Origin of the sequence: Bacillus sp. Marseille-Q3570 (assembly GCF_946151055.1) — a bacterium.
Taxonomy (GTDB): domain Bacteria; phylum Bacillota; class Bacilli; order Bacillales; family Fictibacillaceae; genus Pseudalkalibacillus.
Window position 1 is genome coordinate 1 of the sequence record NZ_CAMGYZ010000011.1, and the last position, 12,163, is coordinate 12,163.

Sequence of the window (12,163 nt, forward strand, 5' to 3'; positions counted from 1 at the left end):
ATCCGCCGCTTATCCACTGTCAACAGGCTGTCAAAACAGAAAGGGGCCCAAAACACAAATGAAAACAAAAACAGATAAAATGAGCTGGTTATTGCTGATCGGGGTCATTCTTTTATTGTTGGAAATCTCGTTTCATGGCATGGGTCCCATTTTCTTTTTAATCCTTACTGCTGGTTGTATTTATGTCGGGCGGAAAAAATACTATATGACGATTGGGAAGTTGTTGTTCTGGTTCGGGGTCATCGCTTTTACCTTGACGATCCTGAATACGCTGGCCTTCAAATTCCTTCTTGTAGCAATCTTGATCTATGCAGTCATCCGTTTTGCCCAGTCGAAGCAGGATCCAGCGCATATCAAGCCTGATATCAACGAGGCGATGACCGTCTCGAGCGATCAAGAGATGTATAAACGCAAGAATTTATTAGAGAACAACTTGTTCGGAAGACAGCAAACGCCAGAACATGCATATGAATGGAACGATGTGAATATCCAGTGCGGAATCGGCGATACGGTGATCGACCTTGGGAACACTGTCCTGCCAAAAGGCGAATCGACGATCGTCATTCGAAATCTTGTCGGGAATATCAAAATCCTTGTCCCATATGAAATCGATGTAAGTGTTGCCCATTCTGTGATCGTAGGAACAAGTCGTATTTTTGAGCATTATGAACCAAAAATGTTCAACCAATGTCTGTCTTACCAATCTGCAGGTTATGATCAATCACATCATAAGGTGAAAATCATCACGTCAATGGTCATAGGAGATCTTGAGGTGAAGCGGACATGAACATCATCCAACGGCAGATCCTGCTTGGCTTAGCGATTTCTTTGACACTCCTCATTTTCATGGTCGGTGTGTTTTTCTTCGCTTTTCCATTGAATGATTGGTCACTTTTGTGGTCCCGTAAAATAGTGGATTTACCGTTCATCTTGTTCGCAACGTTTGCGAGCATTTTAATTGGACTCGTTTTTGGTTTCAGTTCAGGTATGTACTGGCGGAAGCAGCTCGACCAAGTTGAAACCGGGCTTTCACAAATCGGACAAGGACGTCCAGTTGAGGCAACGAATGGCAAAACGAAAACGCAAGAATTTGAGGAAATCTGGTCACAGCTGGAAAAGGTGCAGCAGCATATCTCAGAGCAGACGAAACTCTCGCAAAAGCTTGCCAATGAAAAAGCGGAGGACCAGGAGAAGCGGATCCAGAAAGTTGTTTCAGAAGAGCGGAACCGACTCGCTCGGGAACTTCATGATTCCGTCAGCCAACAGCTTTTTGCGGCATCAATGCTGATGTCCGCGGTGAATGAATCGAATGAGGAAACGGATACAGGAGAACAGAAACAGTTGAAGCTCGTCGAAGAAATGATCCATCAATCACAGCTTGAAATGAGAGCGCTTCTTTTACACTTACGACCGGTGGCATTGAAAGGCAAAACGCTTGAAGAAGGAATCAAGGAATTGCTTGTTGAGCTGTCACAAAAGGTCCCCCTTGAAATCGATTGGAAACTTGAACCGATTTCTTTGAAAAAAGGGGTGGAGGACCACTTGTTCCGGATTTTACAGGAATCGGTATCGAACACATTGCGTCACGCAAAGGCGAACGTTCTTGAAGTCATTTGCATAGAACGGGATGGTACGGTTTTGATGCGGGTTGTCGACGATGGAGTTGGTTTTGATGTTGAAACGAGCAAAGCGGGTTCTTATGGCCTGCAGAATATGCATGAACGCGCCCTGGAGTTGGGCGGGACGTTGAAAATCATAAGCGTGCCGAACAAAGGGACGCGGCTGGAAGTAAGGATACCTGTCATTCGAGAGGGGGAGGAATAAGATGATTAGAGTATTATTTGCTGATGATCATGAAATGGTGCGGATCGGCGTGTCGGCATATTTGTCGAATCAACAGGATATCGAAGTCGTCGGTGAAGCAGGGGATGGCGGTGAAGCGGTCGAACTTGCCCTGGACCTGCGGCCGGATGTGATTTTGATGGACCTTGTGATGAAAGAGATGGATGGAATCGAGGCAACGAAACAGATCGTCAATAAATGGCCGGAAGCGAAAATCATCATCGTGACGAGTTTTCTTGATGATGAGAAGGTGTATCCAGCGTTAGAGAGCGGTGCAACGAGCTATATGCTGAAAACTTCGAAGGCGAGCACGATTGCGGATGCGGTCAGGGCTACTTATCGTGGCGAGATGGTCCTGGAGCCTGAAGTGACGGGAAAAATGATGACCAAAATGCGGCGCGGCAACGCTCGGCCTCTTCATGAAGATTTGACCAACCGCGAGCTTGAGATTTTGATGCTGATGACAGAAGGGAAGACGAACCAGGAGATCGCCGATGAACTTGTGATCGCCTTGAAAACTGTGAAAACCCACGTCAGCAATATCCTCGACAAACTCGAAGTCCAGGACCGTACCCAAGCCGTCATCTATGCGTTTAAAAATTCGCTTGTAAAATGAAATGGATCTGCTCGTTCTGAGAGCGGGTCTTTTTTATGGAGAATTTGAACGTGAACAGAATAATTGGAGAAGTGAACAGATTGTTTCTTTCTAGCGTAACCGACCTGCAATCACATAACATAATCGTCGAGAGAAATCGTACAATATGCGATTTCCACCTCTTAAAACGGAACAACCAACTTCCAATACCTGAAAAAATCGCTCCTAAGCGATTTTACCGATTGAGGGAGGTGCTTTTTGCATTTGAAGGAAGGCTCTGCCTACGCTAAGGCTTGCTTTGCCAAGCTTTTTTTGTGTAAAAAGTAACCTTTGGCCGGATTAATGCTCCAACCCGCCGGATTATACCAAAAATTCGCCGGAATGCACCTCAATCCCGCCGGATTATCACCCGAATCGGCCGGATTAATACCCAAGCCCGTCACACGACTGAAACAGGTCTACCCCCAATTACCAATACTTGAAAAAATCACTCCCGAGCGATTTTACCGATTAAAAGCCTAATAAATCATTTGACTTTTCAGCTATTCATGTTACGATTACATCGAAAATAACTATATAAGACGATCCACTAGGGGGGCCTTCTCATAAAGGCTGAGATTAAAGTGTAGCTTTAAGACCCTTGGAACCTGATCTGGTTTATACCAGCGTAGGGAAGTGGTGGTTAGGGTTACATAACGACTATGTGCCGATCCTATCAACTTAACCAACCACTTTCTTTGTAAAAAGAAAGTGGTTTTTCATGTATATGGCAGGGTCGTGGGTCGTCTGGAAAAGGAGAGGAAGAAACATGTCTTTTTCAACGCACGTAAGGGAAGCAGCAGATCCAATCTGGGAGGCGAGCTTCAAGCATCCATTCGTCACAGGTATTGCTGATGGTTCGCTGCCGATCGAGAACTTTCGCTACTATGTTCTTCAGGACGCCTACTACCTGTCCCATTTTGCGCGGGTCCAATCGTTAGGTGCATCAAAGTCACCGGACATTGAAACGACGGCCAATATGGCAGCCCATGCAAAAGGAACGTATGAAGCGGAGTTGTCGTTGCACGAGAATTTTTCAAAACGCCTCGGCATCACGGATGAGGAACGTGCCAACTTCAAGCCAGCCCCGACAGCTTATGCGTACACTTCCCACATGTATCGGGCAGCGCAGTTCGGCCACCTCGGAGATATCATCGCGGCGATTTTACCGTGTTATTGGCTTTATTATGAGATCGGCCAGCGCTTACAAGGTTTCACACCTGAAGAGCCCATTTACCAGGAGTGGATTGCCGCATACGGCGGGGAATGGTTCCACGAACTTGTTGTAGAACAGATCAACAGGCTCGATCAGATTGCTGAAAACGTGACAGAGCAAGATCGTGAACGGATGAAGGAGCATTTCATCCTCAGCAGCCAATATGAACTAGAGTTTTGGGAAATGGCGTACACATTGCAGAAGTGGCCGATCGATCTCCAAACCAAAGCCACAACAGGAAAGGGTGCGACCTCATGAACAAAGGACTGAAACTGACAGATATCCTCGTCACGATCGTCATCGCAATCGGTTTCGGAATCGTGTATAAGCTGTGGGGCCCGCTCTATTATTTCGTAAAACCATTGGGTCTCCACGTCGATCAATTGATCTACGGAATGTGGTTCATGGCTGCGACCGTCGCCTATCTCATCATCCGTAAAGCGGGTGTCGCATTTCTAGCAGAAGTCGCTGCCGCATCCGGTGAGTTCCTTGTCGGCTCGGAATGGGGGCTTGAAGTACTTCTTTTCGGCGTCGTGCAAGGGTTGTTCGCGGAGCTCGTCTTCATGGCATTCCGTTACAAGCGTTTTGACATTGCAGTTGTAAGTCTTGCGGCAGTCGGTTCAGCGGTCGGTTCGATCATCATGGATTACTACAAAGGCTATATCGGGGATCTGGCATTGTGGAATCTCAGCCTGTTCCTCGGCTTCCGAATCATCGGATCGATTCTGATTGCCGGCGTTGCTGCGTATTATCTTGTAAAAGCTTTGGAAAAAACAGGTGTCACGAACCTTGTGCGGCCGGCATCCCAACAAGATTACGATGCACTCGATCAGTAATGGGGGTGAGTCGGATGCTTGAACTTGAAAATCTTAAATTGAAGTTTCCGGGTGACGAACGATTGCTTTTCAAGGATCTATCGGTTCATATTGAAAAAGGTGAAAAAGTGCTGTTGCTCGGACCGTCGGGCTGCGGGAAATCAACTCTGCTACAAGTTCTATCAGGGCTCATCCCGCAATCCGTCGTAGTCCCGATGAAAGCGGAAAAGATCCAACTTCCTGAATCCTGGGGCTATGTGTTCCAGGATCCGGATTCGCAATTTTGCATGCCTTACGTTGATGAGGAACTCGCTTTCGTACTGGAAAACCTGCAGATACCGCGTGAAGAGATGCCTGAAAGGATCACCTCCCTTTTAAAAGCGGTTGGATTGGATCTGGCAGATTTTCATACGGCTATCCAAACACTGTCAGGCGGAATGAAGCAGCGGCTTGCAATCGCATCTGTCCTTGCGCTCGAGCCGGAGGTGCTGTTTCTTGATGAACCGACAGCATTACTCGATCCGGGAGGGACAGAAGAAATATGGGAGACGGTCAAAAGGATCAGCGACGACAAAACCCTCATCATCGTGGAACACAAGCTCGACCATGTGTTGGACCTGGTTGAGCGGATCATCCTGTTCAATGAACATGGTGAGATCATTACAGACGGCACCAAGGATCGAGTGTTGAAAAACTACCGGGAAACGATGAAGGAACAGGGGATCTGGTATCCAGGTGTCTGGGAGGATTATTTGCGGAACCGTCCCGTAAAAAGAACAATGGAACCAGCACGACAAACCGTAATCGAACTCAACAATTTTTCTGGTTATCGAAAAAAGAAATGCCATATTTCAGTTGAAGAGGCAGCGGTTCGAACAGGTGAATGGATTACGATTATCGGTGAAAACGGAGCGGGCAAGTCAACGCTGTTGCACGCGCTTATGCAGTTCATCAAAACGACAGGGAATTATGAAATCCATGGTGAGCCGATCAAAAACGGGAAACGGATTACGGATCATTTGACCTTCGTTTTTCAAAATCCTGAGTTTCAGTTCGTCACCAATTCAGTGTATGAAGAAATCGCCTATGGGTTGCGGCTGGAAAAGCTGGAAGAGCCAGCTATCCAAGAAAGAGTGCTGGAGGTGCTTGAGCAGTTCCGGCTCGGCGATTATCAAAATCATCACCCGTATCATCTGTCGATGGGGCAGAAACGGAGGCTGAGTGTCGCAGCGTCGATTGTTCAGGGCCAGCCGATTTTACTATTGGATGAACCGACATTCGGCCAGGATTCGAAAAATACGTTCGCATTGTTGGAAATGCTTGAAGCTTTTCAGCATGCTGGCGTCACGATCCTCATGGTGACTCACGACCGCCATATCGTCGAGCATTTCGCGACCCGGGTCTGGACAATTGAAAGCGGTTTATTGGTGAGAGACGAACAAATCCAGGTAAAAGAGCCTGTACATGCATAAGGGGGATGACGATGGATTTCGACTTTAAGGAAACCTGGCTTCATAAGATCAATCCGACGTTGAAGCTGTTCACGATGATTGTCCTTTTCATATTCGTCCTTTTTGTACACCAGCTCAATTGGCTGATCAATTTGACACTTGGGGCGTTCATCCTGTTCTGGTTCTTTTCCGGTCACCCTAAAAAGCGCCTCAGCCTTCTGATGATACCATTCGTAATCATCTTCATTTCAACCGCCTCTTCGATGATCCTTTTCGGAAAAGGGGAAACGACCTGGCTGAAATGGGCGTTGATCCATGTGACGGAAGAGAGCTTTTACCGGGGGCTCCATCTCGGCTTCAGAGCTATGATTTTCGCTTTGTTAGGGTTGACGTTTGCGCTTACGACCCGGCCAGTCAACTTGTTCTATTCTTTGATGCAACAGGTGAAATTGAATCCGAAATATGCATACAGCTTCATGGCTGGACTCCGTCTGATCCCGATCATGATCGAAGAATTCCTTACGATCCGTAATGCGATGAAAGTCAGAGGAGTTGAACAGCAACGGGGTCTCCGGGCACTTTATTTTAAAATCAAATCTTACTCGATCCCGTTGTTGTCCCAGAGCATCCGGAGGGCGCACCGAATTGCAGTCGCAATGGAAGCGAAGCGTTTTACAGGAATGAGGGATCGGACCTATTACTACAAGCTCGGATTCTCGTTCAATGACGGCGTCTTCATTATGTACCTGGGTGCTCTTATTCTAGGCAGCTATTATTTATCGATAGTCTGGCCGCTCTTCCCGATCGGGGATGTCCGTTACTAGATTTGAAGAAAGGTGGAGAAGCTCTTGAAAAAAGAGTTGCATGTGCTATCGACCGGCAGTCAACCAATCGGGACGATAGCAAAGATTGCGGGTGCCATCCATGCTCATATCGATTTCATCCATATCCGTGAGAAGACGTGGACAGCAAAGGATCATGTAAATGCAATCGAACAGATGACAGCAAAAGGCGTTCCGCTGGAAAAGATCATCGTGAATGACCGGGTTGATGTCGCGGTGGCGATGAAAACAGGAGGAGTCCAGCTGGCACATCATAGTTTGGAAGTTGCAAGAGTAAGAGAGTCGTTCCCACTTTTGAAAATCGGATGTTCAGTCCATTCCGTTGAGGAAGCGGTCAAAGCTCAGGAAGCTGGAGCAGATTATTTCATCTACGGGCATATCTTTGACACAGCATCAAAGCCTGACCTCAAGCCCAGAGGGGTAGGGCAGCTAGATATTTTGTGCAGGGAAGTGAAGCTGCCCGTCATTGCGATCGGCGGAATCAAGCCTGGGGACACTGCCGAAGTGCTCGAAACTGGTGTTGCCGGTATCGCAGTCATGTCAGGTGTTTTTAGAGCAGAAGATCCGTTTGGAGCTGTAAAAATGTACAGGGATAAATTGGGTGTAAAGGAGGAGGAAAATGCAACCTCATTATGATGTGATAGTCGTGGGAGCTGGTGTCATCGGTTGCTCGATCGCGTACCATGTTGCGAAAGAAGGGAAATCGGTGCTCGTTTTGGAGAAGGGGTCTATTGCAGGTAAAGCATCGAAGGCTGCAGCTGGAATGCTCGGTGCCCAGACGGAGCTTGAGGAGGACAGTCCATTGTTCCAGCTCGCGAAAGCAAGCCGGGCGATGTTCCCAGAGCTCGCGTCCGACTTGAAAAACATTACAGGCATCGATATCGGATATGAGCAAAACGGAATCTATAAGGTTGCCTGGACTGAGGCGCAAATGGAACGATTCAAATCGCTTGTCCATGCACAACAGCTGTTAGGAGAGGAGTCGCATTGGATTTCAGCTGACGAACTGCAAACGAGAGAGCCCGCTCTAATAAAAGAAGTTTGCGGTGCGATGTTCATCCCAGACGACGGGCAAGTGTCGGCGCCGGAAATGACGAAGGCACTGGCTCAAGCTGCGGTCAAACTCAGCGCTACCATCAAGGAATATACAGAGGTGCATCGATTTGTAAAAGAGAGTGGCGAACTCAAAGGTGTCGAAACGAGTGCAGGATTGTTCAGTGCAGATTACGTCGTCATAGCAGGCGGAGCCTGGAGCGAGAAGTTGCTGAAAGGAGCAGGTGTGGAGCTTGAAACCTATCCTGTCAAAGGGGAATGCTTTTCAGTTAAAACCGGTAAGCGTCTGATCAGAGGGACTGTATTTTCAGATGAGTGTTACATCGTGCCGAAAGCCGGCGGGCGCTTGATCATCGGTGCGACCGAGAGACCGGGCTCTTTCGAAGAAACGGTGACTGTGGAAGGGATCGCTCGATTGATGGAAGCGGCAATCCGAATCCTTCCTGCATTGCAAGACGCTGAATGGGAAAAAGCCTGGGCTGGAATCCGGCCTCAAACGAAGGATGCGTTACCTTACCTCGGCGTCCATCCGGAGTTCAAACATTTATTCATGGCAACCGGCCACTATCGCAATGGCATTTTATTAGCGCCAATCACAGGAAAACTTATGGCAGATTTGATTGACGGAACAGAAATCGATACGGCCTGGCGTTCAGCTTTTCACGTGAACCGGCCAGCCATCAAGGCGTAAGGGGAGTTGAGGTAGATGCAATTACAGATCAATGGTGAGATGGTCACGGTACCGGAAAGTGTTCAGCACATTTCGGACCTCATTGAACATTTCAAGCTGGAAAAACGCGTGTTGATGATCGAACACAACGAGTCGATCCTGGAGAAAGACCACCATCCGAAAACCGAACTGAAGGATGGAGACAAAATCGAGATTGTACAATTCGTAGGAGGCGGTTGATATGTTGAAAGTAGGAAACGATTCATTCCAATCAAGGTTGTTACTGGGGACGGGAAAATATCCGAACTTTGATGTGCAAAAACAAGCGGTGGAAGTGTCTGAGGCAGAAATCCTGACGTTCACGGTGCGCCGGATGAACATCTTCGAGCCAAGCCAGCCTAATTTTTTAGAAAAACTCGATCTGGAAAAGTATACATTGCTTCCGAACACAGCTGGTGCAAAAACGGCTGAAGAGGCAGTGCGTCATGCGAAACTTGCAAAAGCATCGGGGCTTTGTGACATGGTCAAGGTCGAAGTGATCGGCTGTGATAAGACATTGCTCCCCGATCCAGTAGAGACGTTGAAGGCGACAGAAGAGTTGTTGAAGGAAGGTTTTACCGTATTGCCTTACACGTCAGATGATGTCGTACTAGCGAGAAAACTTGAAGAGCTTGGTGCGCATGCGATCATGCCGGGCGCCTCTCCGATCGGATCAGGGCAGGGAATCATCAATCCGTTGAACTTGCGTTTCATTATCGAGCAATCGAACGTTCCTGTGATCGTCGACGCTGGAATCGGTTCCCCGGCTGATGCGGCCTATGCGATGGAACTGGGAGCAGATGGTGTACTTTTGAACACGGCTGTTTCTGCGGCTGAAGACCCTGTGAAAATGGCAGAAGCGATGAAGCTTGCAATCGAGGCGGGCAGGCTCTGTTATGAAGCTGGCCGAATCCCGAAAAAGCGGTATGCGACAGCGAGTAGTCCTGCGGAAGGAATGAGCATCGGTTGAGTGATCGTTACTCAAGGCAAATATTGTTCGCGCCGATCGGAGAGGCAGGACAGCAGAGGATCCGCGAGAAACATGTGTTGATCATCGGTGCAGGGGCACTCGGGACTGGTAATGCTGAAGCCCTTGTCCGTGCGGGCGTCGGCAAACTGACGATCGTTGACCGCGATTATGTCGAGTGGAGCAATTTACAGCGCCAGCAGCTTTATGGAGAAAAGGATGCCGCAGAGCGGTTGCCGAAAGCGATCGCCGCCCAATCCCGCCTTGAAATGATCAATTCCGAGGTTGAGATCGAGGCTCATATTTTAGACGCGACCCCTCAGGAATTAGGAGTACTCATTACGGGTGTGGACCTCATTTTGGATGCGACTGACAATTTTGACACACGGATGATGATCAACGATATTTCGCAAAAATACGGTGTGCCGTGGATTTACGGAGCATGCGTCGGTAGCTATGGAATCAGTTTTACGGTCCTTCCTGGGGAGACGCCTTGCTTGAATTGCCTGTTGGAATCGGTGCCGATCGGCGGTTTGACGTGTGACACAGCGGGCATCATCAGTCCGGCCGTCCAGATGGTCGTCGCGTATCAAACTGCTGAGGCGTTGAAGATTTTAGTGGAAGACTGGAAATCCATCCGACGAAAACTCGTATCGTTCGATGTTTGGACAAACCAATATACGGCAATAAACGTGTTAAAAGCAAAAAAAGAAGGATGTCTCTCCTGTGGCGATGAGCCGACCTATCCGTACCTTTCTTATGAGAAACAGACGAAGACAGCTGTGCTGTGCGGCAGGGATTCGGTACAGATCAGACCACCGAATCGTCAAAAACGTGACCTTAAAGCGATGAAAGAACTGCTGGAGAACAAAGGCGGGGCGGTTGAGGAGAACCCGTACCTCCTTTCATTTACTGTTGATGGCCGCAGAATGGTTTTATTCAAGGATGGCCGGGCGTTGATCCATGGGACGAAGGACATTGCAGAAGCAAAGACACTTTACCATAGATATTTCGGATAGATGGGGATGAATAAAATGGTTTATAAAACATTGACGATTGCTGGCTCTGACAGTGGCGGTGGGGCCGGGATCCAGGCGGATTTGAAGACATTCCAGGAGCTTGGTGTCTATGGAATGTCCGTCATCACTGCTGTTACCGCTCAAAACACATTAGGTGTCCAGGGAGTGTACCCGATACCAGTTGAATCCGTCGAAGAACAGATCAATTCGATAGCGGATGACCTCTCCCCTCATGCGTTAAAAACAGGGATGCTTTTTAGTGCGGAGATCATTAAAAAAGTAGGCGAGCTTGTAGAGGCCAATACCTGGATTCAGCTTGTCGTAGATCCAGTCATGGTCGCCAAAGGAGGTTCACGGCTCTTACAGGAAGAGGCTGTAGAAGCGATGAAGGAACATCTGATTTCTCGTGCTTATGTGGTGACGCCGAATATCCCGGAGGCGGAGGTTCTGACGGGCATGGACATTCGTACCGAAGAGGACCGGAAAGCGGCCGCAAAAGAACTTTATCAGATGGGCGCGATGAATGTCGTCATCAAGGGCGGCCATTCAGAAGATGAAAGCTATGCGGTCGATCTTTTGTATGATGGCCAGGAATTCCATGAGTTCAAAAGCCCGCGGTTCAATACTGACAACACGCATGGAACGGGATGTACCTTTGCCGCAGCGGTTACAGCAGAGCTGGCTAAAGGAAATTCTGTCAAAGATGCCATTCATACAGCCAAGCTCTTCATTACCGCAGCGATCCACAATGAACTGAAAATCGGTTCTGGTAAAGGTCCGACGAATCATTGGGCGTACAAGCAACTTGGAGTCGATGTGAAATGAATTTGAAAGAGTTGCTGAAGCTTTATTTTATAATGGGGAGCCCAAATTGCGATCGAGATCCGCGCGATGTTTTACGAGGAGCGATTGACGGAGGCGTTACCCTTTTCCAGTTCCGTGAAAAAGGAGAAGAGGCTCTGACAGGTGACGCGAAACGTGTATTCGCTATGGAATTGCAGGAAATCTGCAGGAAAGCAGGTGTCCCGTTCATCGTCAATGATGATGTCACGTTAGCCCTCGAAATCGGGGCGGATGGCGTGCATGTCGGACAAGAGGATGAATCGATCGAGGTTGTCCGTGAAAAGATCGGCTCGAAAATTCTCGGTGTTTCCGCGCATGACGTGAAGGAAGCTAGGGATGCTGTGGAAAAAGGAGCAGACTATATTGGCGTAGGTCCGATGTTTGCGACTCAAACAAAAGCAGATGCCCGTGATGTTCGAGGACCTGAAATGATTGAAAGGATAAGGGAAGCCGGAATCACCCTGCCGATTGTCGGGATCGGGGGCATACAAGCTTCGAATGCAGGTGAAGTCATGTCCGCAGGTGCGGATGGCGTGTCTGTCATATCGGCAATCAGTCAGGCGGGCGATCCAAAACGCGCCGCCAGAGATTTCATCGGAACGGCTTTGTAGATAAATCCTTGTTTTTGTAGATATTTTCTTATTTTCTTTTAAGCCCCCTTATTCATTTAGACACCATAATGAGTTCAAAGTAAACTTGAATTAGGTCTGGGAGAGGGGGGAGAAATAATGGGTCAGAAGAAAATTGATGTAATTGAAGATGTTAAAAAGCA

14 protein-coding genes and 1 riboswitch are annotated in these 12,163 nt (G+C 48.2%); all 14 genes read left to right on the top strand.

Features of this window, described 5'->3' with window-relative positions:
* The first annotated feature begins 58 nt into the window (after positions 1–58).
* The 14 genes from liaF (at position 59) to thiE (ending at position 12,002) form a co-directional block, all read left to right on the top strand.
* Positions 59–787: a cell wall-active antibiotics response protein LiaF gene (gene liaF, locus N8M93_RS16185; protein WP_261133586.1), complete on the top strand. Its 729-nt coding sequence runs from the start codon at positions 59–61 to the stop codon at positions 785–787.
* Positions 784–1,824: a sensor histidine kinase gene (locus N8M93_RS16190; protein ID WP_261133588.1), complete on the top strand. Its 1,041-nt coding sequence runs from the start codon at positions 784–786 to the stop codon at positions 1,822–1,824. Before liaF ends, N8M93_RS16190 begins: the two co-directional genes overlap by 4 nt.
* Position 1,825: 1 nt before the next feature.
* Complete coding sequence (locus tag N8M93_RS16195) at positions 1,826–2,458, top strand: response regulator transcription factor (protein WP_261133591.1); 633 nt, start codon at positions 1,826–1,828, stop codon at positions 2,456–2,458.
* 560 nt (positions 2,459–3,018) lie between these two features.
* Positions 3,019–3,128, top strand: a riboswitch (TPP riboswitch).
* 117 nt (positions 3,129–3,245) lie between these two features.
* Positions 3,246–3,950 (top strand): thiaminase II, encoded by a 705-nt coding sequence (gene tenA / locus N8M93_RS16200; protein ID WP_261133593.1) that lies wholly within the window; start codon positions 3,246–3,248, stop codon positions 3,948–3,950.
* Positions 3,947–4,528 (top strand): ECF transporter S component, encoded by a 582-nt coding sequence (locus N8M93_RS16205; protein ID WP_261133594.1) that lies wholly within the window; start codon positions 3,947–3,949, stop codon positions 4,526–4,528. Before tenA ends, N8M93_RS16205 begins: the two co-directional genes overlap by 4 nt.
* A 5-nt stretch (positions 4,529–4,533) precedes the next feature.
* The gene (locus tag N8M93_RS16210) at positions 4,534–5,979 is read left to right on the top strand and encodes an ABC transporter ATP-binding protein (RefSeq protein WP_396125637.1); all 1,446 of its coding nucleotides are present in this window, start codon (positions 4,534–4,536) and stop codon (positions 5,977–5,979) included.
* Between the two features lie 5 nt (positions 5,980–5,984).
* Positions 5,985–6,782: an energy-coupling factor transporter transmembrane protein EcfT gene (locus N8M93_RS16215; protein ID WP_261133598.1), complete on the top strand. Its 798-nt coding sequence runs from the start codon at positions 5,985–5,987 to the stop codon at positions 6,780–6,782.
* A gap of 24 nt (positions 6,783–6,806) precedes the next feature.
* Positions 6,807–7,436 carry a thiazole tautomerase TenI gene (gene tenI / locus N8M93_RS16220; protein WP_261133600.1) on the top strand — a complete coding sequence of 210 codons (630 nt, stop codon included), beginning with the start codon at positions 6,807–6,809 and terminating at the stop codon, positions 7,434–7,436.
* The gene (gene thiO / locus N8M93_RS16225; RefSeq protein WP_261133602.1) at positions 7,420–8,544 is read left to right on the top strand and encodes a glycine oxidase ThiO; all 1,125 of its coding nucleotides are present in this window, start codon (positions 7,420–7,422) and stop codon (positions 8,542–8,544) included. The genes tenI and thiO overlap by 17 nt, the downstream gene beginning before the upstream one ends.
* A 15-nt stretch (positions 8,545–8,559) precedes the next feature.
* Complete coding sequence (gene thiS, locus N8M93_RS16230; protein ID WP_261133604.1) at positions 8,560–8,763, top strand: sulfur carrier protein ThiS; 204 nt, start codon at positions 8,560–8,562, stop codon at positions 8,761–8,763.
* Position 8,764: 1 nt separating this feature from the next.
* Positions 8,765–9,532, top strand: a complete 768-nt coding sequence (locus tag N8M93_RS16235; RefSeq protein ID WP_261133607.1) for a thiazole synthase — start codon at positions 8,765–8,767, stop codon at positions 9,530–9,532.
* Complete coding sequence (locus tag N8M93_RS16240; RefSeq protein WP_261133609.1) at positions 9,529–10,548, top strand: thiazole biosynthesis adenylyltransferase ThiF; 1,020 nt, start codon at positions 9,529–9,531, stop codon at positions 10,546–10,548. Before N8M93_RS16235 ends, N8M93_RS16240 begins: the two co-directional genes overlap by 4 nt.
* A gap of 15 nt (positions 10,549–10,563) precedes the next feature.
* Positions 10,564–11,373 (top strand): bifunctional hydroxymethylpyrimidine kinase/phosphomethylpyrimidine kinase, encoded by an 810-nt coding sequence (gene thiD, locus N8M93_RS16245; RefSeq protein ID WP_261133612.1) that lies wholly within the window; start codon positions 10,564–10,566, stop codon positions 11,371–11,373.
* A complete protein-coding gene (thiE, locus tag N8M93_RS16250) occupies positions 11,370–12,002 on the top strand; it encodes a thiamine phosphate synthase (RefSeq protein WP_261133615.1) in 633 nt (210 codons plus the stop codon). The genes thiD and thiE overlap by 4 nt, the downstream gene beginning before the upstream one ends.
* Positions 12,003–12,163 lie beyond the last annotated feature (161 nt).

What these genes read in the sequence shown, in the direction of transcription:
- N8M93_RS16235 (WP_261133607.1), top strand. Translation starts at nt 8,765, where the DNA reads ATGTTGAAAGTAGGAAACGATTCATTCCAATCAAGGTTGTTACTGGGG.
- thiE (WP_261133615.1), top strand. Translation starts at nt 11,370, where the DNA reads ATGAATTTGAAAGAGTTGCTGAAGCTTTATTTTATAATGGGGAGCCCA.
- N8M93_RS16190 (WP_261133588.1), top strand. Translation starts at nt 784, where the DNA reads ATGAACATCATCCAACGGCAGATCCTGCTTGGCTTAGCGATTTCTTTG.
- N8M93_RS16195 (WP_261133591.1), top strand. Translation starts at nt 1,826, where the DNA reads ATGATTAGAGTATTATTTGCTGATGATCATGAAATGGTGCGGATCGGC.
- thiO (WP_261133602.1), top strand. Translation starts at nt 7,420, where the DNA reads ATGCAACCTCATTATGATGTGATAGTCGTGGGAGCTGGTGTCATCGGT.
- N8M93_RS16215 (WP_261133598.1), top strand. Translation starts at nt 5,985, where the DNA reads ATGACGATGGATTTCGACTTTAAGGAAACCTGGCTTCATAAGATCAAT.
- thiD (WP_261133612.1), top strand. Translation starts at nt 10,564, where the DNA reads ATGGTTTATAAAACATTGACGATTGCTGGCTCTGACAGTGGCGGTGGG.
- liaF (WP_261133586.1), top strand. Translation starts at nt 59, where the DNA reads ATGAAAACAAAAACAGATAAAATGAGCTGGTTATTGCTGATCGGGGTC.
- N8M93_RS16205 (WP_261133594.1), top strand. Translation starts at nt 3,947, where the DNA reads ATGAACAAAGGACTGAAACTGACAGATATCCTCGTCACGATCGTCATC.
- tenA (WP_261133593.1), top strand. Translation starts at nt 3,246, where the DNA reads ATGTCTTTTTCAACGCACGTAAGGGAAGCAGCAGATCCAATCTGGGAG.
- thiS (WP_261133604.1), top strand. Translation starts at nt 8,560, where the DNA reads ATGCAATTACAGATCAATGGTGAGATGGTCACGGTACCGGAAAGTGTT.